20 protein-coding genes and 1 pseudogene are annotated in these 26,220 nt (G+C 68.2%); 16 read left to right on the top strand and 5 right to left on the bottom strand.

Annotation, left to right across the window (positions count from 1 at the left end):
- Positions 1-133 precede the first annotated feature (133 nt).
- Positions 134-1,366, top strand: coding sequence for an alpha/beta fold hydrolase (locus tag EBE87_RS05735; protein WP_120636636.1), 1,233 nt, complete (start codon positions 134-136; stop codon positions 1,364-1,366).
- A 147-nt stretch (positions 1,367-1,513) separates the two neighbouring features.
- On the opposite strand, the gene EBE87_RS05730 is transcribed toward EBE87_RS05735, so the two are convergent.
- On the bottom strand, positions 1,514-2,404 hold the full coding sequence (locus tag EBE87_RS05730) for a LysR substrate-binding domain-containing protein (RefSeq protein WP_120636637.1): 891 nt from the start codon (positions 2,402-2,404) through the stop codon (positions 1,514-1,516).
- A gap of 138 nt (positions 2,405-2,542) precedes the next feature.
- On the opposite strand from EBE87_RS05730, the gene EBE87_RS05725 reads away from it, so the two are divergent.
- From EBE87_RS05725 to EBE87_RS05705, 5 genes are read left to right on the top strand one after another with little or no spacing between them, the layout of a single operon-like run.
- Positions 2,543-3,520, top strand: coding sequence for a Bug family tripartite tricarboxylate transporter substrate binding protein (locus EBE87_RS05725; protein WP_120636638.1), 978 nt, complete (start codon positions 2,543-2,545; stop codon positions 3,518-3,520).
- Positions 3,520-4,494, top strand: coding sequence for a D-2-hydroxyacid dehydrogenase family protein (locus tag EBE87_RS05720; protein ID WP_120636639.1), 975 nt, complete (start codon positions 3,520-3,522; stop codon positions 4,492-4,494). The genes EBE87_RS05725 and EBE87_RS05720 overlap by 1 nt, the downstream gene beginning before the upstream one ends.
- Positions 4,495-4,508: 14 nt before the next feature.
- Positions 4,509-5,342 (top strand): enoyl-CoA hydratase/isomerase family protein, encoded by an 834-nt coding sequence (locus EBE87_RS05715; protein ID WP_120636640.1) that lies wholly within the window; start codon positions 4,509-4,511, stop codon positions 5,340-5,342.
- Positions 5,339-7,408, top strand: coding sequence for an acetate--CoA ligase family protein (locus EBE87_RS05710; RefSeq protein WP_120636641.1), 2,070 nt, complete (start codon positions 5,339-5,341; stop codon positions 7,406-7,408). Before EBE87_RS05715 ends, EBE87_RS05710 begins: the two co-directional genes overlap by 4 nt.
- Entirely contained in the window at positions 7,405-8,763 is a 1,359-nt protein-coding gene (locus tag EBE87_RS05705; protein ID WP_120636642.1) for an MmgE/PrpD family protein, read from the top strand. Before EBE87_RS05710 ends, EBE87_RS05705 begins: the two co-directional genes overlap by 4 nt.
- A 471-nt stretch (positions 8,764-9,234) precedes the next feature.
- Here the strand turns inward: EBE87_RS05705 and EBE87_RS05695 are convergent, their stop codons facing one another.
- Both EBE87_RS05695 and EBE87_RS05690 read right to left on the bottom strand, forming a co-directional pair.
- Complete coding sequence (locus tag EBE87_RS05695) at positions 9,235-10,620, bottom strand: MFS transporter (RefSeq protein ID WP_233553011.1); 1,386 nt, start codon at positions 10,618-10,620, stop codon at positions 9,235-9,237.
- A gap of 356 nt (positions 10,621-10,976) precedes the next feature.
- Positions 10,977-11,873 (bottom strand): LysR family transcriptional regulator, encoded by an 897-nt coding sequence (locus EBE87_RS05690; protein WP_147425935.1) that lies wholly within the window; start codon positions 11,871-11,873, stop codon positions 10,977-10,979.
- Positions 11,874-11,987: 114 nt separating this feature from the next.
- Between EBE87_RS05690 and EBE87_RS05685 the strand changes: the two genes are divergently transcribed.
- From EBE87_RS05685 to EBE87_RS05675, 3 genes are all read left to right on the top strand, one after another.
- A complete protein-coding gene (locus tag EBE87_RS05685) occupies positions 11,988-13,310 on the top strand; it encodes an MFS transporter (protein ID WP_233553018.1) in 1,323 nt (440 codons plus the stop codon).
- Positions 13,307-14,452 (top strand): mandelate racemase/muconate lactonizing enzyme family protein, encoded by a 1,146-nt coding sequence (locus EBE87_RS05680; protein ID WP_120636644.1) that lies wholly within the window; start codon positions 13,307-13,309, stop codon positions 14,450-14,452. The genes EBE87_RS05685 and EBE87_RS05680 overlap by 4 nt, the downstream gene beginning before the upstream one ends.
- Positions 14,453-15,142: 690 nt before the next feature.
- Positions 15,143-16,807 (top strand): hypothetical protein, encoded by a 1,665-nt coding sequence (locus EBE87_RS05675; RefSeq protein ID WP_147425937.1) that lies wholly within the window; start codon positions 15,143-15,145, stop codon positions 16,805-16,807.
- Positions 16,808-17,131: 324 nt separating this feature from the next.
- On the opposite strand, the pseudogene EBE87_RS05670 reads toward EBE87_RS05675, so the two are convergent.
- Both EBE87_RS05670 and EBE87_RS05665 read right to left on the bottom strand, forming a co-directional pair.
- Positions 17,132-17,909: pseudogene (locus tag EBE87_RS05670) on the bottom strand (IS5 family transposase).
- A gap of 90 nt (positions 17,910-17,999) precedes the next feature.
- The gene (locus tag EBE87_RS05665) at positions 18,000-18,599 is read right to left on the bottom strand and encodes a DUF4347 domain-containing protein (protein WP_120636646.1); all 600 of its coding nucleotides are present in this window, start codon (positions 18,597-18,599) and stop codon (positions 18,000-18,002) included.
- A 98-nt stretch (positions 18,600-18,697) separates the two neighbouring features.
- Between EBE87_RS05665 and EBE87_RS05660 the strand changes: the two genes are divergently transcribed.
- The 7 genes from EBE87_RS05660 to uvrC all read left to right on the top strand — a co-directional run bounded on the left by EBE87_RS05660 (position 18,698) and on the right by uvrC (position 26,216).
- Positions 18,698-19,387: an ABC transporter permease gene (locus EBE87_RS05660; RefSeq protein ID WP_120636647.1), complete on the top strand. Its 690-nt coding sequence runs from the start codon at positions 18,698-18,700 to the stop codon at positions 19,385-19,387.
- A gap of 132 nt (positions 19,388-19,519) precedes the next feature.
- A complete protein-coding gene (locus EBE87_RS05655) occupies positions 19,520-20,485 on the top strand; it encodes an ABC transporter substrate-binding protein (protein ID WP_120636648.1) in 966 nt (321 codons plus the stop codon).
- 4 nt (positions 20,486-20,489) lie between these two features.
- Positions 20,490-21,263 carry an ABC transporter permease gene (locus EBE87_RS05650; RefSeq protein ID WP_120636649.1) on the top strand — a complete coding sequence of 258 codons (774 nt, stop codon included), beginning with the start codon at positions 20,490-20,492 and terminating at the stop codon, positions 21,261-21,263.
- Entirely contained in the window at positions 21,263-22,054 is a 792-nt protein-coding gene (locus EBE87_RS05645; protein ID WP_120636650.1) for an ABC transporter ATP-binding protein, read from the top strand. Before EBE87_RS05650 ends, EBE87_RS05645 begins: the two co-directional genes overlap by 1 nt.
- Before the next feature lie 52 nt (positions 22,055-22,106).
- Entirely contained in the window at positions 22,107-22,880 is a 774-nt protein-coding gene (locus EBE87_RS05640; RefSeq protein WP_120636651.1) for an SDR family oxidoreductase, read from the top strand.
- Positions 22,877-23,272: a dihydroneopterin aldolase gene (locus EBE87_RS05635; protein ID WP_120636681.1), complete on the top strand. Its 396-nt coding sequence runs from the start codon at positions 22,877-22,879 to the stop codon at positions 23,270-23,272. Before EBE87_RS05640 ends, EBE87_RS05635 begins: the two co-directional genes overlap by 4 nt.
- 862 nt (positions 23,273-24,134) lie before the next feature.
- Positions 24,135-26,216, top strand: coding sequence for an excinuclease ABC subunit UvrC (gene uvrC / locus EBE87_RS05630; RefSeq protein WP_120636652.1), 2,082 nt, complete (start codon positions 24,135-24,137; stop codon positions 26,214-26,216).
- Positions 26,217-26,220 lie beyond the last annotated feature (4 nt).

Here is a 26,220-nt window from a genome sequence, read left to right as displayed (position 1 = left end):
AAGCGTTCCAGACCCGCCGCCGCACAACCGAGCAACCCGCGCAGTGCCTGGCCGAGTTCCCGATTGTCATCATCCTAGCTGGAACTAAGGTGTCGAAACGGAGTCCGCAGAATGACTCCGAGGAGGAATCGACATGGGTCACTTGTTCGCTCCGCATCCACGCGGTGGAGGAAAGCAGCGCCTTCGCCACGATGTTAAACGGCTGCTGTATCAAGCCCTTGTTGGCATGACGCTGGCTGTGGCAACCGCAGCGGGCAGCTCCCCGGCCACAGCTCAGACGCAGCCTGTCCAAACCTGCGCGCTTGGCAACCTGAGGCTGGAGAGCGGTGCCGTCATTCCAAACGTCCGGATGACCTACATCACGCACGGCACCCTGAACGCGGACCGCAGCAACGCCATCCTCTCCATTCATGGCCTGCGCGGCAACCGCGATGCGCAGACCTTCCTCGCTGGACCTGGCCGGGCGCTGGATACCGAACGCTACTTCGTCATCCAGCCGGACACGCTTGGCGTTGCGTCGACAGACCCGAGTGCCACGACCTCACCGACGAGGTCCGGCATGAACATGAACTTTCCGCGCTTCGGCATCCGCGACATGGTGCAGGCCGAGTACCGGATGCTGACCGAGTGCCTGAACATCCGGCACCTGGTGGCCGTGACCGGCATCTCGATGGGCGGGATCGGCAGCCTGCAATGGGCCGTCAGTTATCCGGACTTCATGGACGCGGTGATCCCCATCGTCCCGCAGGCCCACGCTACCCGGCAGACCAACTTCATCTGGGAAGCCGCCCGCCAGGCCATCATGCTCGACCCGAAGTGGCAGGAAGGGGACTACAGTGCGAACGATCCGCCCCGGCGCGGCACCGGCATCGGGATCAATATCCAGAATGCCTTCGGCTTCTCCGCCGAATCTCTCGCCGAGATGTTCCAGGATCGCGATGGCGTCGAGCGCTTCTACGCCACAACGACCGAGCAACTCGGCAACACGACCGACGCGCGCGACTGGATCTACCGCACCTGGGCCATCGTGGATCACGACATAGCGAAGACTCCGCCCTTCAACGGCGACCTGCGTGCGGCCGCGCGTTCCATCAAGGCACGGCTGCTGCTCATGCCGAACTGCTTCGACCAGTTGCTCACGCCGGGCGAGAGCGGCGTGATGGAAGTCGCGGCCTTCGCCCCGAATGCCAAGGTCGTTGATCTCGACGACATCGCCGGGCACAGCGGAAACTCGACGCCGCGCAGCGTGACCATCATCGCCGCCGAGGTTCGTGATCTGTTGCAGCGCGTTGCCGACGGGCGACCGGGCTTCAATGGGCCCCGCATCCCGCGTCACTGGAACCGCGAGGACCGCTGTCCCAACTGAGCCTGCTCTACCTCAAGGGCTGCTGGGCTTGCTGCATCCGGCTTGCCTCGCCCCGCAGTCACCATGCTATGGCCATGGTGACTGCGTGCGGCCTCTTCAGGACGAGACAGCGCTGCACCGCCTCGTCATCACCAAGTCCGAACGACTCTACGGCTTCTGATCCGGGACGGTACTCTCGGCCTGCGCTTCGCGGACCAACCAGTCCGCGAAGATGCCGAGAGCCTCGCCGACACGCCCTGTGGGCAGGAAGAGCCAGTAAAGGTCGCCTGTCGGGATGCTGATGTCCGAGAGTGCCACGAGCTTCCCTGTCTGCACCTCATCGCGCACAAAGGAAGGGGAGCAGATGACGATGCCAAGCCCCTCCATGGCCGCCTGGATGGCCAGAGTCGTGCTCTCGAACAGCAGGGGCGGCTGCGTGGAGGCCGGCCCAGCCTGCCGCAGCCAGAGGTCCCAGTCCCTGGCGCGGACCTTGCTGCCCAGCAGCCTTGCCGAGCTGGGCCATCGGCCCGGCATACCCTTCAGGATCGATGGCGCTGCGAAAGGCGAGATCATGACCGCCTGCAGGCGCCGTCCTCCGAACGGTGGCGCCGCACCTGCGGGTACCGTGTGAACGGCCGCGTCCACACCCTCGCGCGCCAGGTCGACGATGGCCGTGGAGGTGGAGACTTCCACGTCGATTCCAGGATGCGCCGCGTGGAAGCGGGGCAGGCGCGGGATGAGCCACCGCAACGCCCAGGTCGTGTAGGCGCGGATACGCAAGGGGGCTGACTGGGTCTGCAGGTGATCCACCGCGGCCTGGATCTGTGCGAAGCCTTCCTGCAGCTCTTCCGCGAACCGTACTCCTGCCCTGGTCAGGCCAATGGCGTTGACGCCGCGCCGGACTAGCGAGCAGCCCATGATCAGTTCCAGGTCCCGCAACCGCTTGCTGACCGCCGGTTGCGTGACGCCCAGCGCCGCCGCTGCCGCCGTCAGGCTGCCGGTCTCCGCGATCACGCGGAAGGCCCAGAGGCTCTCGAAGGGCAATGGGGGGCGTTTCATCGCGGCACCCTAACATCAGGTTGGGGTACAGCAAGGAATTCTAGGACTTTTTTGCCTCCCAAGGACGGGAGGACACTGCCGGAAACAAGGCGCCCGGCGGCATGGCCGCACGTGGCAGCCACCGGAGGATGCCCGCCCATGAACCGTCGCACCGCCCTGATGATGTTGCCTGCCCTGGCCGCGCTCCGCGCGCCGGCTGTGCTGGCCCAGGAGCGTTATCCTGACCGGCCGATCCGCCTGATCATCCCTTTCGCGGCTGGTGGCAGCAATGACATCGTTGGCCGGGTCATCGCGGAGGGAATGGGCGCCCGGCTGGGGCAGACCTTCGTGGTGGAGAACCGTGGCGGCGCCGGTGGCGTGCTGGGTAACGAGGCCGTATCGACCTCCCCCAAGGACGGCTACACGCTGCTGCTGGGCGGCAGCGGCAGCTTCCTGATCAGCAGCCTGGTGCAGCCAAAGATCCCCTACGACATCATCCGGGACTTCACGCCGGTCGGCTTCATCGGCAATGCGCCGAATGTCATCACGGTGAACCCCAAGGTCGAGGCCCGCAGCATGGGCGAGTTGCGGGACCTCGCCCGCCGCGCCAAGCCGCCGCTGTCCTATGCCAGCCCGGGGGTCGGCACCACAGGCCACGTCCTGGGGGCGCTGCTCTCGCTCGAGTTCGGTGCCGAGATGGAGCACATCCCCTACCGTGGCACGGGACCCGCCATTACCGATGTCCTGGCCGGACGCGTGCAGATCCTGACCAACGCCGCGGCGCCCCTGCGGCCCCATATCGCCTCGGGCGGATTGCGCGCATTGGCAGTGGCCGCCCCGCGCCGTCTGGAATTCCTCCCGGAGGTGCCGACCACCGTCGAGCAGGGCTTCCCCAAGATCCTGTCGTCGACCTGGTATGGAATCCTGGGCCCGGCAGGCATGCCGAGCGACCGCGTGGCCGCGCTCCACGCCGCCCTGAACGCCACCCTGGCGGATGCCGCTGCCAAGCAGCGCCTGGCCGAGGAAGGCGTCGAGATCGAGATGAGCCCGACGCCCGCAGACTACGCACGCTTCATCGAGGCGGACCGCACGCGGTGGCAGGAAGTCGTGACCCGCGCCAACATCCGGGCCGAGTGATGCCGCGCGTCCCGCTTCGCCGCATCCTGGTGCTGGACGATTTCGGCGGCGCCGCGCCGGGCTCCGCCGACTGGTCCGGCCTGCCCGTCACCTTCCTCGACCGGAAGCTGGATGAGGAAGACCTCGTCGCACGCCTTGCGGCCGAGGAAGCCGATGCCGTGGTGCTGATCCGCGAGCGCAGCCCCTTCCCTGCCAGCCTGGTACGGCGCGTGCCCGGGCTGCGGCTGGTGGTGACCACCGGCATGCGCAACCGGGTGCTCGACCTCGATGCCTGCGACGCCGGGGGCATCGCGGTCTGCGGCACGCCTTCACTGGCCTCGCCGACGGTGGAGCTGACCTGGGGACTGATCCTCTCCCTGGCGCGTGGCCTGCCGCAGCAGGAGCAGCGGCTGCGGCAGGGCGCGTGGCAGCAGGGAACAGGATTGGGGCTGGAAGGCGCGACGCTGTCCATCGCCGGGCTGGGGCGCATCGGTGCCGGGGTTGCCGCCATCGGCCGCGCCTTCGGCATGCGGCTGCTGGCCTGGAGCCCGAACATGACGGCAGCCACCGCCGAGGCCGCGGGTGCCGAGTTGGTCGACAAGAAAACGCTGTTCCGCCGGGCCGACATCCTGACGCTGCATCTCGGCCTGGGGCCTACCACGCGCGGCATTGCCGGCGCGGCGGAACTGGCCCTGATGCGCCGTGGCGCGCTGCTGGTGAACACCGCGCGCGGCCCGCTCGTGGATCAACCAGCGCTGATCGCGGCGCTGCGCAGCGGCCAATTGGGGGGCGCCGCCATCGACACGCACGAGCCCGAGCCCATGACTGCCGATGACCCCATCCGGCAGGCACCGAACACCATCCTGACTCCGCACCTCGGCTACGTCACGCAGCAGAACTTCCGCCACTACTTCGATGGCGCGGTGGAATGCCTGCGGGCCTGGAACGAGGGCGCTCCCTTGCCGCGGCCGCTGAACGCCGCCGCCAAAGCCTGACGAGGACTGATCCCATGACCCCCACTTCCGCCGAATCCGATGCCATCCTGCTGCAGGCCGATGGCCCTGTCGCGGTTCTCACCCTGAACCGCCCGGCGGCGCGCAATGCCATCGACGACGACATGCGCGCGGACCTGATGGCGGCGCTGGACCACGTGGCCAAGACCGACAGCATCAAGGCGCTGGTGGTCACCGGCGCGGGCAAGGGCTTCTGCTCGGGCGGTGACGTGAAGTCGATGCAGGCGCGCCTGTCCGTGCCGCAGGGCGAGGTGGCGCTGAACGGCTGGCGCAGGCAGCAGCGCACGCACCACGCCATTTCCATGCTGCACGCCCTGCCGAAGCCGACCATCGCCGCGGTCAACGGCGCCGCCACGGGGCTGGGCTGCGACGTCGCGTTGTGCTGCGACTTCATCATCGCCTCCGACGCCGCGCGTTTCGCCATGACCTACATCCTGCGCGGGCTGATCCCGGATGGCGGCGGCATGTACTTCCTGCCGCGCCGCGTCGGCCTGTCGCGCGCCAAGGAACTGATCTTCTCCGGCCGCACGGTGGAGCCGGAGGAAGCGCTCCGCATCGGCATGATCGACCGCGTCACGGGTGCCGGGACGCTGCTGGACGACGCGCGCGCCTGGGCCGCTGAACTGAGCCACGGCGCCCCCGCTGCACTGGCGCTGAGCAAGAACATCCTCGACCAGACCTTCGAGCTTTCGGTGGAGCAGGTCTTTTCCATGGGCAGCCAGGCGCAGGCCATTTGCTACAGCTCCCGCGAGCACCAGGAATCGGTCGCGGCTTTCCTGGAAGGCGTCGCCCGGCGCCGCGCGGCCAAGCAGAAGGGAGAGGTGGCATGAGTGCCATCGGTGCCCTGCTGCGCCCGCGCAGCGTCGCGGTGATCGGCGCCTCCGCCGACGCCGGCAAGATGACCGGCCGCCCCGTCGGCTATCTGCAGAAATACGGATTCTCCGGCGAAATCTGGCCGGTGAACCCGCGCGCCGACAGCATCGCGGGCCTGCGCTGCTACCCTGATGTCGCCGCGCTGCCTGGCGCTCCGGACGCCGCCATCGTGCTGCTGGGGCCGGAGCGGGCCAAGGCGGCGGTGCGCGACCTCGCGGCCAAAGGCTGCCAGGCCGCCATCGTGCTGGCCAGCGGCTATGGCGAGGCGAACGAGGACGGCGCCCGCCGCCAGCAGGCGCTGAAGGACGCGGCGGGCGGGATGCGGCTGCTCGGCCCCAATACCATCGGGCTGGTGAACCTGACGGACGGCATGATGCTGTCCGCCACCGGCGCGCTGGAAGTTGGCAACCTCGCCACCGGCCGCATCTCGGTGGTGTCGCAGAGCGGCGGCATCCTGGGCTCGCTGCTGTCGCGCGCGGCGGACCGGGGCATTGGCTTCGCCAAGCTGGTCTCCACCGGCAACGAGGCGGATATCGATAGCAGCGAGATGATCGCGCACCTGGTGGAGGACGAGGCCACCGATGTCATCGCCGTCTACATGGAAGGGCTGCGGCGGCCCGAGGTCTTCAAGCAGGCGGCGAGGCGGGCAGCCGAGCTGGGCAAGCCCATTGTCGTGTACAAGGTCGGCCGCTCGGATTCCGGGGCGCGGGCGGCCACATCCCATACTGGCGCGCTGGCTGGGGCGGACCGGGTCTACGACGCGCTGTTCCGGCAATACGGCGTCATCCGCGCCGAGAGCTTCACGGACCTGCTGGACATCCCCGCCGCACTGGCGGGCGGGCGGCGCATGAAGGGGGACCGGGCCGCCATCCTGACCTCCACGGGTGGCGCCGGAACGCTGCTGGCCGATAACTGTGGCCTGGCGGGCATCGAGGTCCCCGCGCCGGACGAGGCGACGACCCAGCGCCTTGCCGCCTTGCTCAACGAGGATCCTGTCACGATCGGGCGCAATCCCGTGGATGTCACGCTGGCCGGGCTGCGGCCGGACCTGTTTCGCGGCGCCATCGACGCGCTGCTGGAAAGCCCGAGCTACGACGCGGTGGTCGTCGTGATCGGCTCCTCCGCCCTGGCGACGCCGGACATCGTGGCGGGCGCCATCGTCGAGTGCCAGGCGCGCAGCGAGAAGCCGGTGCTGGCCTATGTGAGCCCACACGCCCCGCATCTGGTGCGGCTGCTGAATGGGCAGGGCATACCCGCCTTCGCGACGCCGGAAAGCTGCGCCACCATGCTGCGTGCCCTGCATCGCCGCGCGCTTCCGCCGCTGCCGGACCCCGTGGCCGAGGACGCGTCCGTGCTGGCGGGCCTGCCCGCCGGGAATCTCAACGAGGCCGAAAGCAAGGCCATCTTCGCGCGGTTCGGGGTGCCGGTGACCCGCGAGCATGTGGCCGCCGACGCACAGGGCGCCGCCGCCGCCGCGCGGGAGCTTGGCGACGAAGTGGTGCTGAAGGTGCTGTCCCGCGCCATTGCCCACAAGAGCGACATCGGCGGTGTTCGCGTCGGCCTCCGGGCCGACGAGGTGCCGGATGCCTGCGTCACCATGCAGCAGAGGCTGAAGGACGCCGGGGCGCCGGCTCTGGAAGGCTTCCTGGTGCAGGAGCGTATCCGCGGCGGGGTCGAGATGATCCTGGGCTTCCACCGGGACCCGCAACTGGGGCCGGTGATCCTGCTCGGCTCCGGTGGCGTGGCGGCGGAATTGTTCCAGGACACCACCCTGCGCCTGCTGCCCATTGCCCGCACGGATGCGGAGGCCATGGTGGAGGAGCTGAAGGCCGCCCGCCTGCTGCGTGGCTACCGCGGTGCCCCGGCGGCCGATGTACCGGCCTTGGTGGACGCCGTGATGGCCTTTGCCGCCATGGCTGGCGCGGCAGGCGATCGCCTCCTGGAAGCGGAGATCAACCCGCTCTTCGTGCTGCCGCAGGGGCAAGGCGCCCGGGCGGTGGACGGGCTGGCAGTGCTCCGGTGACCGCGCCCCCCCTGCCCGTCCTGGCCGCCCATGCTGCGGACTGGCGGTATGCCGCCTGGCCGGAGGGCCTGGAGCATCATGCGCGGCGGGCCCTGCTGGACTGGTTCGCCGCGACCCTGCCCGGCGCGCGGCAGCCTCCGGCAACCTTGTTGGCGGCGGCACTGGCGGATGAGCGGGGGGAAGGCAGCGCCATCTGCTACGTGGACGGGCAGCGTGGCTCCGCCAGGCACGCCGCGTTGCTGAACGGCATCGCGAGCCACACGGTTGAGTTCGACGACATTCACCGGGATTCAGGACTGCACCCTGGCAGCCCGACAGTGGCCGCGGCCCTGGCCGTGGCGCAGGCGCGCGGCGCAAGCATGGACGCGCTGCTGCGTGCCATGGCGGCGGGCTACGAGGTCGGCGGCCGCATAGCCCTGGCGGTGCAGCCCAGCCATTACCGGATGTGGCACACCACCGCGACGGTCGGTACCATCGCGGCCGCCGTGGCCGCTGCCGTTCTGCTGGACTGCGATGCCAATCAGGTCGGCCATGCGATCGCCCTGGCCGCCACGATGTCCGGCGGGTTGCAGCAGGCGTTCCGCGGCAGCGGCATGAGCAAGCCGATGCACCCGGGCCACGCTGCCGAGGCGGGTGTGCTGGCCGCACGGGCCGCGGCCGTTGGCATAACGGGCGCACCGGACGTACTGGATGGTCCTGCTGGGTTTGCAGCCGCCACCAGCGATTCGACCGGACGCTGGGATCTGGCGCTGGCCGGCCTCGGCACCCGCTTCGTGATCGGCGAGATGACGTTCAAGAACCACGGGTGCTGCGGCCATATCTTTCCGGCGCTCGACGGCCTGCTGGCAATGAAGGCCCGGCAGCCTTTCCGGCCGGAGGACGTTTTGCGCATCCACGTCGCTGGCTACCGCGCCACGGCGGAGATGTGCGACCGGCCGTCCGTGCGAACCGAGCAGGAAGCCCGGTTCAGCATGCAGTACTGCGTGGCCGCGCTACTGCACCACGGTGCCGTCCGGCTGAACGCCTTCACGCCGGAGCGGCTGCACGACCCGGTGCTGCATGCCTTCATGCCGAGGGTGTCCGTCAGCTTGGCGCCGGAACTGGTCGATGCCTATCCAAGGCGCCGGGCCGCCCGGCTACGGCTGGAACTCAGGGACGGTCAGGTTTTCGAGCACGAGCAGCCTACCCGGAAAGGAGACCCGGAGGATCCGCTCACCGATGAGGAACTGGACGCCAAGTTCAGCGAACTCACGGAGCCTGTCCTGGGGAAGCTAGGCGCGATGACACTTCGAGACCTGATCCGGCGGGGTGCGGAACTCCCCGGCCCGGTAATGCCCGCCCCGGTGCCGATGTGAAACCTCATGAGCCTTACGAGGATGTCCGTCATGGCTGAAGCAGCCACTGCCGCGTCAGTAAGCCGAAAAGGCGATGGCGCCCCGGTAGCGTCGACAACGCCCCGTTGAATGCGCTGTCCGCCTGCTGCTGGATGTGGCGGTGACAGTTGGCGTTTCCATCAAAGCGATGGAGTTCCGCGTCCGCTCTTCGAAGCGCGGCCAAGCTATCCTGATGATCGATTTGGTCAGCCTGCAACTTTCCTCGCGCGATATCGCAACGCACCTACGCCAGCCGTGAAGGTTGGCGTCGTCTGCCTGCGGCTTGGATAGAAGAGGTGGTAGCCGGAAAGCGGCGGGCACCAATCCTCCAGCAAGGGCACCAGCCAGCGATCCAGGTCGGCGCCACTACCGTGAACGGCTGCCATCCTCGCCTCCCGCTGCATCGTTCAGCAGGGAGGGAACCGTCACCCGGCCTCAAGGCGCCAAGTCGTGCTAGACCCGGCCGCGTACGGCAGGGAGGAGCCGGGACAAGCTCATCAGGCTCCCCAGGATGGCGATGCAGCAGCCGACCCATACCGCCATGAGGGCACCGCCTGCGGGCGAGGCCGAAAGGCAAAGCGCCACCAGAGCCGCGCCGATCGCCTGGCCCAGGAGGCGCGACGTCGCGACGATGCCGCTGGCGCCGCCGCTTCGCTCGCGTGGCGCACTGGCCATGATAGCCTTCATATTGGGTGCCTGGAAGAAGCCGAACCCCACCCCGCACAGCGACATCCGCCAAGCGATGTCGAGCGGCGTCGGATGGGACGGCAACAGGGCAAGGCTCGCCATGCCGCCACACAGGATCAGCAGTCCGCCGCCTCCAAGCAGGCCAGGGGAATGCCGGTCGGCCAGGGGCGCCGCGATGAGGGCCATCACCGCGAGGGTGGCAGGCCAGGGGGTGATGAGGAGTCCTGTTTCGGACTGGCTGAACCCCAGCCCGGTGTGCAGCCAGAAGGGCAGCACGACGAAGGCCAGCCCCTGGACGGCAAAGGCGCAGACGGAGGTCGCTGACGACAGGGAGAACAAGGGGCGTCGGAACAGATCCACCGCGAGGATCGGTGCGGGCCGGCCGGCCTCGCGTTGCAGCAAGGCATAGCCGCAGAAGGCGGCACCGATCCATGCGGCCAGAATCCAGATCCACGCCACTTGGTGCGCGAGGCCGGACAGACCCGTCAAAATCAAGGCGAAGAGCGCGGCACAAAGAGTTGCCGACAGGCCGTCGAACGGGCGCGCGTTCCTCTCCGTGGCGGGAAGGCTGCGCAGTGTGAGGCCTGTGGCAACGAGACCGACCGGGAGGTTCACGAGGTACAACCACGGCCAGTTGGCGACGGCTAGGACGGCGGCGGCGATGGTCGGACCAGCCGTGAAGGCCACCCCGACAACGAGCGCATAGACACCGAGGCCGCGGCCGAGGTGCTGTGGCGGGTAGATGAAGCGGATCAGAGCCGGGGTCACCGCCGAAATGGCGGCGGCGCCGAGGCCCAGCACGGCGCGGGCAGCCACGAGTGTGGGTAGCGACCAAGCCAGCCCGGAGGCGAGCGACCCGACCATGAAGACCAAGATCCCCGCGATGAAGACGCGCCGGTGCCCGAAGATCTCTCCCAGTGCCGCAAGCGGCAGCAGGGAGGCGACCACCACGAGATAGTACACGTTGACCACCCAGATCGAGGTGGCGCTGGCCGCCCCGATATCGCGGGCAATAGCTGGCAGGGCGGTGTTGGTCAGCGAGATGTCGAGCGTCGAGATCGACACTGACACGAGCACCGCCAGCAGGGCTGGAAGGCTTACCTGGTGGGGTGTGGCGCGGTCGGCTGCCAGGGTCTCTTCGAATACGGTCACGGTGATGTCCTGGCACTTAGCTTCCGCATGGAGGAACCACAGCCTAGCTTCTCGTAAGGCATCGCGGAAATGGATTGTCTCACCGGAGATGTTCCCTTTGCCGGGCGGCTGGCCGCGGACGGATGCCCGCAGGCCGCGCAAACAGAAACGCACCTCCCGGCAGTTCCACGCGAAGCTGGCCGTGCTGGGCTACGACGGGGCTCGTACCGGCGGTCTCCAATCCGGCCTCACCCGCGGGCATCTAGTGCCCTCGATACGAGTGAGGGCGGTGGACACAAGCTGGCGTAGCGGGGAACTCACCAATTTGAACCTTGGCAGCCGAGGGACGGCGCCGGTGGTGCCGAACATGCAGTTCTTTAGGATTCCACGTAGTCGATGGCCTGCATCACTCGTGCGATGGTGCGTGTCACCGCCAGGACCTTCGGATCGTCGACGCCAGTGCGGTAGGCCATGACGAGCAAGCCGTTTTCCACCCGTGGCTCGGCGGTCAGGACCTGCATGGTTCCTTCCGCCACGTAGCGCGCCGCCATTGGCATTGGCAGCAGTCCGGCGCCGATGCCGCCCGCGACCAGCTCCGCGATCACGGCAACGCTGGTGCATATGCTCAACCGCGTCGGCGTCAGCCCGCTCCCGCCGAACCAGCGCATGATCTGCCGGTGCATGGCGGAAGGCGGCGGATTGCTGATGACGGGCAAGGACCAAAGGTCGCGTGGGGAAACGGGCGTTGCCAGATCCCAGGCGGCGGGCGCCACCCAACTGGTGGGCTGCCCGCCGAGGGGCGTCAGGCGCAGCCGCTCGTCGCCGATGGGATTCAGCAGCACCGCCAGGTCGAGCGTGTCCCGCAGCAGCGCCTGCTCCAGGGTCGTGCTGGTGGACACCACCCATTCCGGCTGCAAGGCCGGGTGGTCCTCCAGCAGTCCGGCCAGCAGCGGCGGAAGGCAGGTCACGGCGAACCCTTCCGCCAGGCCGACGCGGACCGGACCGGCCACGTCGCGCGCCGGATCGGCGCCGCCGATGCCCCGCAGTTCCGCCATGATGGCCGTCACCCGCGGCAGCAGCGCCCTGCCTTCGGCGGTCAGGCGCGAGCCGCGTCCGGTACGCTCCAGCACATCATGGCCCAGCGCGCCACGCAGGTCCTTCAAGCGGAGAGACAGGGTCGGCTGCGCCAGGTTCAGGTGCTGCGCGGCGCGCTGCGCAGAGCCAAGCTGGGCAGTCCAGAAGAAGGCTTCGAGCTGCGCCAGCGTCACCCGCATCTTCAGGATTTCCAATGTTGTGAGTTTGAAACATCCGATTTGATTGGCGGAGTCAATGACTGAATAAATTAGCCAACGGAACGCGGTACAGCCCGCGACAGGGAGGGAAACCCGTTGGACAACAGACCGGACATCGTCTCCAAGGCGGCCTGGCGGATCTTGCCGATCCTGATGATCTGCTATTTCGCTGCCTTCCTGGACCGCGTGAACATCGGCTTCGCAGCGCTGACCATGAACCAGGACCTGGGCTTCTCCGCCTCGGTCTTCGGCTTCGGGGCGGGAATCTTCTTCCTGGGCTATATCCTGTGCGAGCTGCCCAGCAACCTGCTGCTGGTGCGCTTCGGCGCGCGGATCTGGATCGCCCGCATCCTCATCACCTGGGGCATCCTGTCGGCCGCCACGGCCTTCGTGTGGAACCCGGCCAGCTTCTACATCGTGCGCGTGCTGCTGGGCGCGGCGGAAGCCGGGTTCTTCCCCGGCATGATCTTCTACATGACGCTGTGGTTCCCGCGCGAATACCGCGCCCGCATGTTCGCCACCTTCAACATCGCCGTGCCGCTGTCTTCCATGATCGGCGCGCCGGTCTCCAGCCTCATCATCGAGTACATGAACGGCCTGCACGGCCTGGCCGGATGGCAGTGGATGTTCGTCATCGAGGCGGCGCCCGCGGTGATCATGGGCATCGTGGTGCTGCTGGCCCTGCCGGAGAGCCCGCGCACCGCCACCTTCCTGCGAGAAGATGAGCGGATCTGGCTGTCCGGTCGCCTGGAGGCCGAGCGCGCGAGGCAGGAAAGCAAAGAGCGCTTCACGATCGGCCGCGCCCTGACGGACCCTCGCGTGCTGCTGATGTGCCTGATCGCCGTGGGCCTCGTCATGGGCACGACGGGCATCGCGATCTGGATGCCGCAGTTCGTCAAGGCCTTCGGTCTCAGCAACCTGCAGACCGGCTTCGTGACCGCCATCCCCTCCGCCTTCATGGCGCTGGCCATGATCGTGGTGGGCCGCCACGCCGACAAGACGGGGGAGCGCGTCTGGCATGCCGCCGGTCCCTTCCTGGTCAGCGCCGCGGGCTTCGTCCTCGCGGCGCTCAGTACCAACCCGGTGGTGGGGCTGATCGGACTCACCATCGGCGCGGCCGGGATCGGCGGCGCATCGCCCAACATCTGGATCTTCCCCACCACCCTGCTGACAGGCGCGGCGGCGGCGGCGGGCATCGCGCTCATCAACTCGGTGGGCAGCACGGGCGGCTTCTTCGGCCCTACCATCATTGGCTGGGTGCGGGACGCCACGGGCGGCTTCAGCGGTGCGCAGCTGGTGCTGGCAGGCGTCATGGCGGTGACCGCCTGCGCCATCCTGGTCCTCGGCCGCTCGATGCGGGAGATGATGCAGCGCCCCGCCGCCCCCCTTTCCGCCACGCCTCGTGAGGTGCGTTCGTGACCATCGCCTCGATCCGGCTCTACCACCTGGTGGCGCCGCTGCCGGAGACCATCGGCAACGCCCTGATCTTCTTCGACCGGCGGGAGACCCTGTTGGTCGAGGTGGTGGACTCCTCCGGCCTGTCCGGCTGGGGGGAAACCTGGGCGGCTCCGGCGGCGGCGGGCGCCATCATCGAGGCGCAGTTGGCGCGCGGCGTGCTGCGCCAGGATCCGGCGCATCTCGGCCGCCTGTGGCACTGGATGTGCGACGCCGCGGGCTCGGACACCCAGGGCACCGCGATGACGGCGGTGGCCGCGCTGGACATGGCGCTGCATGACCTGGCGGCACGGCTGCGGGAGGTGCCGCTCTCCACCCTGCTCGGGGGCGCGGTACGGGACCGCGTGCCCGCCTACGCCAGCGGCCCCTTCTTCAAGCCAGGTGGCCACCCCTATCGCGAGTTCGAACGCGAGGCCGAGGGCTACCTGCGGGCCGGCTTCCGCGCCATCAAGCTCCGTAGCGGCTTCCGCCCGGCGGATGACGCGGCCACGGCCATCGCCGTGCGGCGCCTGATGGGGCGGGAGGGCACGCTGATGCTCGACTTCAACCAGTCCTACACCCCGCGCGCAGCCCTCGCCGCCGCCGAGGCCATGGGACCGGCTGACCTGCTCTGGATCGAGGAGCCAGCCTCGCCGCAGGACCTGGCGGGCTACCGGATGCTGGCGGGCCAACTCCGGCCAGCACTGGCGGGAGGCGAGACCTACGGCACCGCTGCCGAGTTCAAGCCCTTCCTGGATGCTGGCTGCATGGACGTGCTGCAGCCTGACATCGCAATCTGCGGCGGGCTGAGCGGCGTCGGCCGTGTCGCGAGCCTGGCGGAGCTGTACGACCGCCCCGTGGTGCCGCACGTGTGGGGTGGCACGGTGAACTTCCATGCGGCGCTGCACCTCGCCGCTACTCTGCCCACCCACCGTGCCGGTGGTGCCGCACCCTTTCCATATCTTGAGTTCGACGCTGGGCCCAACCCGCTCCTGGACCTGGCAGGCCGGCCGACGGTGAATGCCGACGGCACCGTGTCGGTGCCGTCCGGTCCTGGCCTTGGCATAGACATCAGAACGGAGGCGCTCATCCCCCACACCATATGGCATCGCAGCCTCGACTCCTGACGCTGCCCCAGCAAGGTCGGATCAAGCGGCCGCACAGGAGGGCCTGGCATTCAGCCCTCACCGTTCGCATCCGCTTCTGCCGCGCCCCCTCAGGCCGGCGCGTCGTATCGATCTGCCTCTATCCCTGCCAAAGCTGTCCCGGCGGCTCAACCCGTGCATCCGGCTCGCAGTGAATCAGGTCTCCCAGCAGCGGAGCCAGTTCGGCGAGCAGCTTGTTGACGGCTGCCGCAACCTGCGTCTGCGGCAGCGCCGGGCTGATCGCCTTCAGGTATCCACGCGCCTCCCCCTGACCTCGCGGGCCGTGCAGCCACCGCGGAGCGCCTGCGCCAACACCTGCTGGATGAGATGCGCTCTCACTGGATCCAGAAGCGGTGGTGGTTGGTCGATCATGGCCGCCACAAGCAGTTTGCCGGGAAGGTGGACGTCGAGTCCGAAGCCGGCCCAGTCCCTGGGGAGCCTAACCCCGCCAGCCAGGGAGACGGCCGCGCCGTGAGCCGCCGGGAAAGGTGCGGGCGAAGAAGCGGGCAGCGAACGCTCCTGGCCAGCAGGTGCGCGGATGCCATCGACGGGTGCAGCGGGGTGCATCCGCTACCCTGGCAACGAAGAACAGGTCACCTCCGCAAGCGTGATGCTGGACTCCTGGTTCCGCATCCCCCCATTCCACAGGCTCCGCTTAGTAGGAAGCGCGCCATGCCTCTGCTTGCTGCCGCGTCCCTCCCCGGTGCCTGGCGATTGGGATTCGCGCTGCTGTTGCTCCTGATGCCGGCCCAGGTGCGGGCGCAGCCGTTGCAGAACGCAAGGCCCGGGCCAGTGGAACTGCAGGCGGACCGTTGCAGTGAACCGTCAGGCGAAGCCGGCGGCCGCTTGGGCCAGCTGACACTCTCGCTGTCGGACCTCGCGCCTCTTGCGCAGGACATCCTGGCACATCACGGCATCCGCGCGACGTGGAGCGGCTCAGGGCGGCAGCTCCGGCTTGAGCTCCATCTGGATGGCATCCAGAACCTCAGGCTTCCGGAAGGCAGTGCGGCGACCCTCTACCTGCCCCGCGGCAGCACGCCCGACGTCATGAGAGACCGGAGGTCCCGCCTGCCGCAGCTCTGGCGCCTGGACGATGCCACCGTCGTGGCTGCGGATATGGCCTACGACATCCGCCTGCCAGAAACAGATGCGGCGGGCGCGCTGCCGGTGCTGCAGACCGATCTCGGCCAATTGCCCGGTTACCGTCCTGTGAAGCTCTATGGGGACATGTTCAGCGGCTTCGCGGCCGTGGCCCTGGAGCGTTTGCCGAGAGGCGGCAGTGCCCCGCACCGGATTTACGCCATAGCGGGCACGCATGTCTTCGAGCATCGCGACTTCCGCAGCTGGGCGTCCGGGCTGACCTTCGGGCGCGCGCAGTTCACCTCCACAGCGGCGCTGGAGATGATCCGCGATGCCGCCGCCTACGCACGCGACATGCGGGGCGGCGGCGAGGTCGTGCTGACCGGGCAGAGCCAGGGTGGCCTGGTGGCGCAGGGCGTCGGCTACATGCTCCAGGCATATCTGGATGCCTCGCCCGCCATGCACCACCTGGTCCAGGTCGTCTCCTGGGGCGGCACCGGGGCCCAGGAGGTGATCCAGCGCATGATCGCCGCGGCGCGGGAAACCGGCGGGCGGGGCATCTCGCCGGACCTGGAACGCCACTGGGCGGCATCGCAGGTCGGGTACGGCGAGGCCGCGGCGGTATGGTCCGTCCTGCTCCGGCAATGGCGCGGCATCCATCCCGGCAATGAGGCCGCCAGCATCCGGTCTACGGCGAGCCGGATGCGCGTGCTCGGGTACTTCTTCGAGATCGACCTCTTCGCGCGGGCCGGGACATTCCTGGGCACGGCCATGGCGTTCCCGACCGAGTTCATTCTGCCGGGTGGCTGCGACCTGACGGTGCTGGAGACGCTGATCGGCATGGATGGCGGCAGCTTCGGTGTCAGGCTGGAATCGCACTTCCTGAAGGGCTACCGCCGCGCTGTCTCGAGAGGCGCGACCGCCGTCGCACGTCCGGCCTTGCCTGCCAAATGGCCGTGGGTGACCGACCTTCTCCCCGCCACCGAGTTGGTCGGCATGGCATGGCTCAAGACCCTGTACCTGGATGGTCCGGCAGCGACGCCAGAGAACTGGCAACGCTGCCTGTCGGCCGAACGCTGGCTCACCCGTGACAACCGCTTCTGCAGCGAGTCCTTCTGGCCTGGCTGCATGCCCGATCCGGCTGAAGCCCGATGGTGCCTGATCCGGGACGCCACTGCCGCTCCGCGCTCGCAACAACTCGATGCCCCTTGGACAGCAGCAACCAAACCAAGGGGAAGAATTGATACGGTGCCCTGAAAAATTTCGGCACCGGGCCTCCTGTGCATTTCCACAATCCTGGGTCCACTTTCCGGGTGCTGCGGGTGCTGAGCGACTGACTGGCCGTTTTGAGCGCTGAGCGGAAGTTACAAAGCTGGCCGGAAGCGGTCAGTCCGCTCACGAGGCTCCGCACGGAGAAGCAGACATCCGGCGGCAGATCCCGCTCCGCCGCTGCCGGTCCAAGGCGATGTTCGAGTTCAACCGCCTTGGGCTCCCTCCAATGACATCAGACGCAGAATAAGCACGGGAGGAACCCTCTAAGCGGCGCCGCGGCAAAGGCTGGCGCTGGTGAATGCTCTAGACTCAGGCCTCATTGATCCGGAAGAGGGCGGTGACTGCGAGGCAGATGGCGGACATGAAGGTGTGGGCGCAGCGGCCATAGCGCATGGTGATGCGGCGGTCCGAGGCAGTGCCTCGAACCCTTGAGCCTGCCGAACATGTTCTCGATGCGGTGCCGCTGGCGGTAGAGCTTCCTGTTGTGCGGGATGCGCCGCTTGCGGCCACGGCGTGACGGCATGCAGGCTTCGATGCCGCGAGCGGTCAGGGCCTGACGGAAGCGGTCGCTGTTATGCCCTTTGTCGCCGATCAGGATGCGGGCGGACGCAGGGCGTCGCGCATCAGGGCTGCGCCCTTGTGGTCGCTCATCTGACCTTCGGAGAGTGGCATGACAAGGGGGACGACCCTGCCCGTCCGGGACTACGTGCGGCTTGGAGCTCAGGCCGCCCTCGGTGACCCCGCTACGGCGGGGAACAGCCCTTCTCGAGCAGGCTGGCCGCCGTGCGGTGGGCCTTGCGCTTCGTGGCGTCGATCATCAGCCGCTCCGGCTGCCCTTTGCGCCGGGCCAGCCCCGCGAAGATGCGGTTGAAGATGCCTATGCGGCTCCAGCGGATGAAGCGGTTGCAGAGGGTCTTGTGCGGCCCGCATCCGGCAGGCGCGTCGCGCCAGCGAAGGCCATATGGATAACATGGATGATGCCGCTGAAGACGCGTCGGTCGTCCACCCGCGGCGCGCCATGCGAGAGCGGGAAGGAGCGCGGGATCTGCTCGATCTGCGCCTTCGCCAGCCAGAACAGGTCGGCCATGGCAGCACCTCCGGCCACCATGGCATCACAGCAGGATCAAAGCGCAAGAGGCTCGTTAATAGATCCTGAGCCTAGGCTGGCTAATTCTCTCTATGAGCGCGCGGTTACACTGAAGGGCAGCACCCGGGCGGCTGGCGGCGTCAGCAGCACTGGGTGCGCTTCCAGTGCGATGGGGGCCACGGCCTGAGCCGGGCTGGCCTGCACCAGCCCGCTGACCACCTCCAGCTCCCAATCGCCGCCGAGACGGCGGGGGCCGGTGCGGTCGTCGGAGGCCGCCACATCGCGCCCCAGCGCGCGGGAGAGCCCCGCCACGAAGCGGGCACCCAGCGCGCCGGCGCCGATCTCGCAGCCCCAGAGCAGCAGGGCCCCACCGGGCGCCATGCCGCTGCGCAGCCGGGCGATATCGGCGGTGCGCTCCGCCAGCGCATCGGCTTCCAGCACCAGGCTGCCAAGGCGCAGCCGGCCGGGGGCGCCGTGGTCGGCGATATGGATGGCCTGCAGCGGCCCGAGTTCCTCGGCCACCTCGGCCAGTTGTGTCAGCCCGTCCCGCTTCGGGTCCAGCACCAGCACGGCCACACCGGGCTCGGCGGCGGCCAGCAGGTTCGCCCAGCCTTCAAGGCGGGGGTCAAGCACGAGAAGCTGCGTATTTTGCGACATGATGGGCATCCCATTCTGGGTCTTCGTCATCATGCGCTCGTCCTCCTTACCAAACCGTCAATCGTCACCTCTGCAATTCACGAGGAAAGCCAGGGTTGCGGTAACGGCGTGCAACGGGCATTCGGCGGCCCATGCATGACCTTCTTCAGGCCACCGGCCTTGCCATGGGTCTGATCCTCGGTGGGGATGCGGAATTGTGGCAGGTGATCCTGCTCTCCCTGCGCGTCTCCGGCACCGCGGCGGCGGTGGCCTTCGTTGTCGGGCTGCCGCTGGCCGCGCTGCTGGTCATGTCGAACTTCCGGGGGCGGGACCTGCTGCTGCTGCTGTCCAATGCCGCGCTGGGCCTGCCGCCGGTCGTGGTGGGGCTGGTCTGCTATTTGCTGCTGTCGCGCAGCGGGCTGCTGGGCGGCCTGGGGTGGCTTTTCCGGCCGGCCGGCATGGTGCTGGCGCAGACCCTGCTCGCCCTGCCCATCGTGGTTGCCCTGTCCAGCCGCGCCCTGGCCCCCTTCTGGGCCGAGTACCGCGACGTGCTGCTGATCGACGGCGCCGGCTTCCGGCAGTCCCTGCTGGAACTGGCCCGCATGGCGCGCCCGCCGCTGCTGACGGTGTTTCTCGCCGCCTTCGGCCGCGCCATCGCGGAGGTCGGTGCCATTCTGATCGTCGGCGGTAATATCCGGGGCGAGACGCGCACCATGACCACCGCCATCGCGCTGGAAACCCAGAAGGGCGACCTGCCGCTGGCCCTCGCGCTGGGGGGCCTGCTGCTGCTGATGTGCCTTGGTGTCAGCACCGTGACACTGTTGCTCGACCGGCGGGCATAGGCTGCCCAAGCAGCGGCCAAACTGCCTCCGCGTAGCGTGATTACGCTTGGCCGCTCCCCTCGCGGATCGTTGCGCGGCAAGCTAGGCTCCCGGCAGAAGCGGGCCGACTGGCCCCAAACGGAGCGTCACACCATGCTGAACCGCCGCTTGTTGCTGGCCGCCACCGCCGGCGCCGTAACCCTGCCCCTCGCCGCCCCGCATGTGGCGCAGGCGCAGGCGCTGCCCAAGATCACCATCGGCATGTCCGGCTGGACCGGCTTCGCGCCGCTGACGCTGGCCGAGCAGGCCGGGCTGTTCAAGGCCGCCGGCGTGGAGGTCGAGACCAAGTTCGTGCCGCAGCGGGAGCGCAACCTGGCGCTGGCCTCGGGCGCGCTGAACTGCGTCGTCACCACCGTGGACACCATGATCCTCTGGGGCAGCACCATGCCGCTGGTGCAGGTGCTGGTGCTGGACAAGTCCAAGGGCGGCGACGGCATCGCGGTGCGCCCCAATATCGGCGGCTGGTCGGACATGAAGGGCAAGACCTTCGCCGTCGATGGCGCCGGCACCACGCCCTACTTCGTGCTGGCCTATATGCTGCGCGAGAACGGCATCCATATCCGCGACGTGAAGACCGCCACCCTGGCGCCGCAGCCCGCCGCCCAGGCCTTCGTGGCCGGGCAGTTCGACGGCTGCTCGACCTACGAGCCCTACCTCTCCTCCATCCGCACGCTGCCGGCCGACAAGGGGCGCATCCTGGCCACCACCACCGACTACCCTTGCGTGGTGGATACCCTGGCCTTCACGCCGGATTTCGTGGCCAAGAACGAGGCTGCCGTGCGCGCCGTGGTGAAGGGCTGGAACGCCGCGCTGGAGATGATCAAGACCGATCCCGACAAGTCCTTCGAGATCATGGGCAAGCGCGTCAATCAGACCGGCGAGGCCTTCAAGGCCAGCGCCGAGTTCATCGACTGGCAGGACGCGGCCGAGAACAAGGCCTATGTCGCCGGTGGGTTGCAGGAATTCATGGGCAAGGCGCTGGACGTGCTGAAGGAGGCCGGCGTGGTGCGCAACGCGCCCGACCTCTCGAAGCTGCTGGACACGCGTTTCGTGGGCTGATCCCTTGGAACCTCTTAAGCCTGTTTCCGCCGGCGCCCGGGTCTCCCTGGGCATCGGCTTCTTCGCTGTGTTCATCGGCTTCTGGGGGCTGGTGACCTATAGCGGCCTGGTGCCGCCGCTCTTCCTCGCCTCCCCCGGGCAGGCGCTGGCCTCGGGCTGGGCGCTCTTCACCGAATACGGCTTTGTTCATGACATCGGCATGACGGTGTGGCGCGTGCTGGGCGGCTTCCTGCTGGCCGCCGTGGTCGCCGTGCCGCTGGGGCTGATGATGGGCTCCTACAAATCCGTGGAAGCCTTCTTCGAGCCCTTCATCTCCTTTGCCCGCTACCTGCCGGCCTCGGCCTTCATTCCGCTGCTGATCCTCTGGGCCGGCGTGGGGGAAGCGCAGAAGCTGTCCGTCATCTTCCTCGGCAGCGTCTTCCAGATCGTCATCATGGTCGCCGTCATCGCTGGCGCCACGCGCGTCGACCTGGTGGAAGCCGCCTATACGCTGGGCGCGCGCAGCAGCGGCATCCTGCGGCGCGTCATCATCCCCTCCGCCGCGCCGCAGGTGATGGAGGCGCTGCGCCTGGTGCTGGGCTGGGCCTGGACCTACGTGATCGTGGCGGAGCTGATCGGCGCCGAAAGCGGCATCGGCCACATGATCATGGACAGCCAGCGGCTGCTGGATACCGGGCAGATGATCTTCGGCATCGTCATCATCGGGTTGATCGGCCTCATCACCGACTTTCTCTTCAAGGCGCTGAACCGGCGCCTGTTCCGCTGGGCTTCCCTGTAATGGCGCTGACCATCCGCGGCGTGACCCGCACCTTCCCCGGCCAGGGGCGCGCAGTGCCCACCCTGGCCCTGCAACCCACGGACCTGGATGTCGCGCCAGGCGAATTCGTCTCGATCCTCGGCCCCTCCGGCTGCGGCAAGTCCACCCTGCTGCGCATCGTGGCGGGGCTGGACCGGCCCACGGGCGGCAGCGTCTCCCTCGACGGGCGCGTGGTGACCGGGCCGGGGCCGGAACGGGGCATGGTCTTCCAGTCCTACACCCTGTTCCCCTGGCTGACGGTGCGGCAGAACATCGAGTTCGGGCTGCGGGAGCGGAAGCTGCCGGAGGCCGAGATCCGCGAGATCTCGGAGAAGTTCATCGGCCGCACCGGGCTGCGCGGCTTCGAGAACCACTGGCCCCGGCAGCTTTCCGGCGGCATGCAGCAGCGCACCGCCCTGGCCCGCGCCCTGGCCAACGACCCCGCCGTGCTGCTGCTGGACGAGCCCTTCGGCGCGCTGGACCACCAGACGCGGGAGCTGATGCAGGAGCTGCTGCTGGAAGTCTGGGCCGCCGACAGCGAAAGCGCGCGCAAGACGGTGCTGTTTGTCACGCATGACATCGACGAGGCCATCTTCCTGGCCAACCGAGTGCTGGTGATGTCGGCCCGCCCCGGCCGCGTCAAGGCGGAGTTGCCGGTGCCCCTGCCCTACCCGCGCGACTGGACGGTGAAGACCACCCCGGTCTTCGCGGAACTGAAAGCCCGGCTGATGGCCGAGATTCGCGAGGAAGTGCGCAAGGCCGCGCTGGCCTGAGCGCCAAGGCCACTGGACGGCGGGCGGGGCGGCGATCACTGTCCGCCCCGTCATGCCCATTCCCGATACCATCCCCCGCGTCGCGCTGGTCACCGGCGCCGCCCGCCGCCTGGGCCGCGCCAGCGCCCTGGCCCTGGCCGGCGCCGGCTTCGACATCGCCATCCACTACAACGGCAGCGCCGAAGCCGCCGAGGCCACGGCCGATGAGGTGCGCGCCCTCGGCCGCCGCGCCGCCACCCTGCGCGCCGACCTGGCGCGGGAGGAGGAAACTGCCCGCCTGCTGCCGGAGGCCACGGCGGCGCTGGGGCCGGTGGGGGTGCTGGTCAACAATGCCTCCACCTTCGAGCGTGACGAATGGCACGATGCCACGCGCGAAAGCTGGGACCACCATATCGAGCCCAATCTGCGCGCCCCTTTCGTGCTGATGCAGGCCTTTGCCCGCGCCCTGCCGGCGGAGGCTCAGGGCGCGGTGATCAATATGCTGGACCAGCGGGTCTGGTCCCTCACCCCGCATTTCGTGTCCTACAGCGTCGCCAAGGCCGGGCTCTGGGCGCTGACGCAGAGCATGGCGCTGGCACTGGCGCCACGTATCCGGGTCAATGGCATCGGCCCCGGCCCGGCGATGCCCAGCCCGAACCAGAGCGCCGAGCATTTCGCCCGGCAGAATGCCAGCGTGCCGCTGGGCCATGGCACCAGCCCCGAGGAAGTGGCCACCGCCGTGCTGGCCATCCTGCGCCTGCCAGCCATGACGGGGCAGATGATCGCACTGGATGGCGGGCAGCACCTGCAATGGTCGCCCGCCGCCCCGAAGGGCGCGCAGGCATGAGCGGCTTCGCCCCCGATGCCGCCGCCGGACTGCGCCGCGTCTTCATCCGCCGGCTGGAGGTGCAGGCGCGGCTGGGCATCTATCCGCATGAGGCGGAACCGCAGCGCGTGCTGATCGATGTGGACCTCCTGGCGCGGGATGATGCGGCGCCGCATGGCGTTGGCGCCGACGACTTCGCCCGCGTCGTGGATTACGAGGCCGTGGTGCTCGCCGCCCGCGCCGCCGCCACGGAAGGGCATGTGCTGCTGGCCGAAACTCTGGCCGAGCGCATTGCCGTGGCGGTCCTGGCGGACAGCCGCGTGCAGGCGGCGCGCGTCACGGTAGAAAAGCCTGATATCTTTCCTGATGTCGCTGGTGTGGGGGTCACGGTCGAGCGTTTGCGGGCGCCATAATCCATCCACCGGTCGTTTCGCAGGCCGTCCGAGATAGAAGAAGCTGTTGCAACGGGTTCTCTCTTGACAGTGCTGAGCCTTTGATTTTGCAGGCTTCACTGAAAAAACAATGACTTAGGAAACCTGCTCAAAGCCTGGGCAGCAGCGCGGAAAGCCTTGAAGATCGCCGTTTTCCGGCCAGGATAGGGGGTATGTCCACATGGTTTTCCACAGCTTCGGTGGGAAACTTTGAGCTGAGCCTGGGCAGCTTTCAAAGGCTTGTGGGGTGGGCACCGCACAATGCGCCACTGCCCGGCTCCAGCCAGCCTTTGGCTGCTCAGAAGCTAGGCAATTCACCTCGTCCGGCCTTGTGCACGGCTTTGGCGGGATTGCCGGCGCCGTATCCACACAGCTGTCCACGAAAATGGTGGACAAATCCCACCCGTGCCGCCGCGTGGCTCCCCGTCTCATGAGCGTGCTTGAAATGGCCACGCTTGCCCCGGCATGGCCCACATTCTTATCCACGGGAATCGTGGATAACGATTACAGTGACCTCTGCGTTTCTCACGGGTCTGTGATGAGCAAAAGGCCCCTTCCCTGGAAATCATCCACCGGAAGTGGTGCCCGCTGAAAACTGCCCAGATGTCAATGCCGTTCATCATCTTGACATGTTTTAGCGGGAGAAATGCCTGCCAAGTGCTTGTTTTTCCATTGTGCAGCTTGAATGCCCAAATGACGGGCACCATCCTATGAACCGCAGATGACCGCCATTTTCGCACCATTCCCCCGAGTGTCTCCACAGACTTGTCCACATCTTCGGTGGAAAATCGCCATCTGTGCAGTGCCCCTTGAGCCCGCCCGGGCCTCATGATTGTTCCCGCCCATGTCGAGCTCTGACGCCCCCCAAGACGAGACCCTCGCCGAAGTCGCGCCGCTGCAAGGCGTGGCGGTGATCGAGGCCGCGCTGCTGCAGATGCCCACCGTGCCCGGCGTCTACCGGATGCTCGATGCCAAGGGGGATGCGCTCTACGTCGGCAAGGCGCGCAACCTGAAGAAGCGCGTCTATTCCTATACGCAGATCAACCGGTTGCCGGAGCGGCTGCGGCGCATGGTCGCCGGCACCCGGCGCATGGAGATCGTGACCACCGGCAGCGAGGCCGAAGCGCTTCTGCTGGAAGCCAACCTCATCAAGAAGCTGCGGCCGCGCTTCAACATCCTTCTGCGCGACGACAAGTCCTACCCCTGGCTGCTGCTGACCGAGGACCATGCCTACCCGATGATCGGCAAGCACCGGGGGGAGAAGCAGAAGGGCGCCAGCTATTTCGGCCCCTTCGCGAGTGTCTGGGCGGTGAACCAGACTATCACCGCGCTGCAGCGCGTCTTCCTGCTGCGCTCCTGCCGCGACACCGTCTTCACGTCCCGCGACCGGCCCTGCCTGCTCTACCAGATCAAGCGCTGCTCGGCGCCCTGTGTGGAGCGGATCAGCAAGGAGGATTATGCCGGGCTGGTGAAGCAGGCCAAGCAGTTCCTCTCGGGCGAGACGCCCACGATCCAGAAGAAGCTGGCGGCCGAGATGGAAGCGGCCGCCGAGGCGCTGGAATTTGAGCGCGCGGCCTCCATCCGCGACCGCATCCGTGGCCTGACGCATGTGCAGGGGCAGAACAGCATCAACCTGGAAGGCGTCGGCGATGCCGATGTGGTGGCGCTGCACCAAGCCGCCGGGCAGAGCTGCGTGCAGGTCTTCTTCTTCCGCGGCGGGCGCAACAACGGCAACCGCTCCTTCTTCCCCTCCCATGCCAAGGATGATGCCGGGCCGGAGGATGTGCTGACCGCCTTCCTTTCCCAGCTCTACGACGACCTGCCGCCGCCGCCGCTGGTGCTGCTCTCCCACAGCCTGCCCGAGGCCGGGCTGATCGCCGAGGCGCTGACGCTGAAGGCAGGCCGCAAGGTGGAGCTGCACCACCCGCAGCGTGGCGAGAAGCGCGTGGCCATCGAGCACGCCGCCACCAATGCGCGCGAGGCCCTGGAGCGCCACCTAGCCGAGAGCACGGCCCAGGCCGCGCTGCTGGACGGCGTGCAGAAGCTGTTCGACCTGCCCGAGGTGCCGAAGCGGATCGAGATCTACGACAACAGCCATATCCAGGGCAGTAATGCCTATGGCGTCATGGTGGTCGCGGGGTCCGAGGGCTTCATGAAGGGTGCCTATCGCAAATACGCCATCCGGGGCGAGACCGGGCTGGTGCGCAACGGCCGCCGCGCCGCGCCGGATGCCGGGGGCGAGATCGTCTCCGCCGATGATGGCGAGACGGTGGTGCTGCCGGGCATCGGCGAGGGCCGCTCCCCCATCCCTGGCGGACTTGGCCGGGCGCCGATGGGCGGCGGTTCCCGCGCCGCCAGCGGCGGTGGCGACGACTTCGCCATGATGCGCGAGGTCTTCGAGCGCCGCTTCGGCAAGGCGCTGAAGGAGGACCCGGAGCGGGCCGGCGAGGGCTGGCCCGACCTGGTGCTGATCGACGGCGGCGCCGGCCAGCTTTCCGCCGCCCGCGCCATCATGGCGGAGCTGGGACTGGAGGACCTGCCGATGGTCGCTGTCGCCAAGGGCCCCGACCGTGATGCCGGGCGCGAATGGTTCCACCGCGAAGGCCATGCGCCGATTCAACTGCCATCGCGCGACCCGGTGCTCTACTATCTGCAAAGGCTGCGGGACGAGGCGCACCGCTTCGCCATCACCACCCACCGTGCCGGCCGCTCCAAGAGTCTGACGCGCTCCGAGCTGGATGAGATCCCCGGAGTCGGCTCCGCCATCAAGCGGCGGCTGCTGAACCATTTCGGCTCCGCCCGGGGGGTGCGGCAGGCCGGATTGAACGACCTGAACAATTGCCCCGGCATCGGCCCGGCCATGGCGACGCGCATCCATGAGCATTTCCACCCTGGCGCGACCGCCCCGAATTCGGCAAAGGGCTGAAGCC

The sequence above is a fragment of the Teichococcus wenyumeiae genome, from assembly GCF_003696345.1.
In the GTDB taxonomy this organism is placed as follows: domain Bacteria; phylum Pseudomonadota; class Alphaproteobacteria; order Acetobacterales; family Acetobacteraceae; genus Pseudoroseomonas; species Pseudoroseomonas wenyumeiae.
The sequence above is the reverse complement of the archived record's forward strand: the minus strand, read 5'-3'. Positions and strand labels throughout refer to the sequence as shown.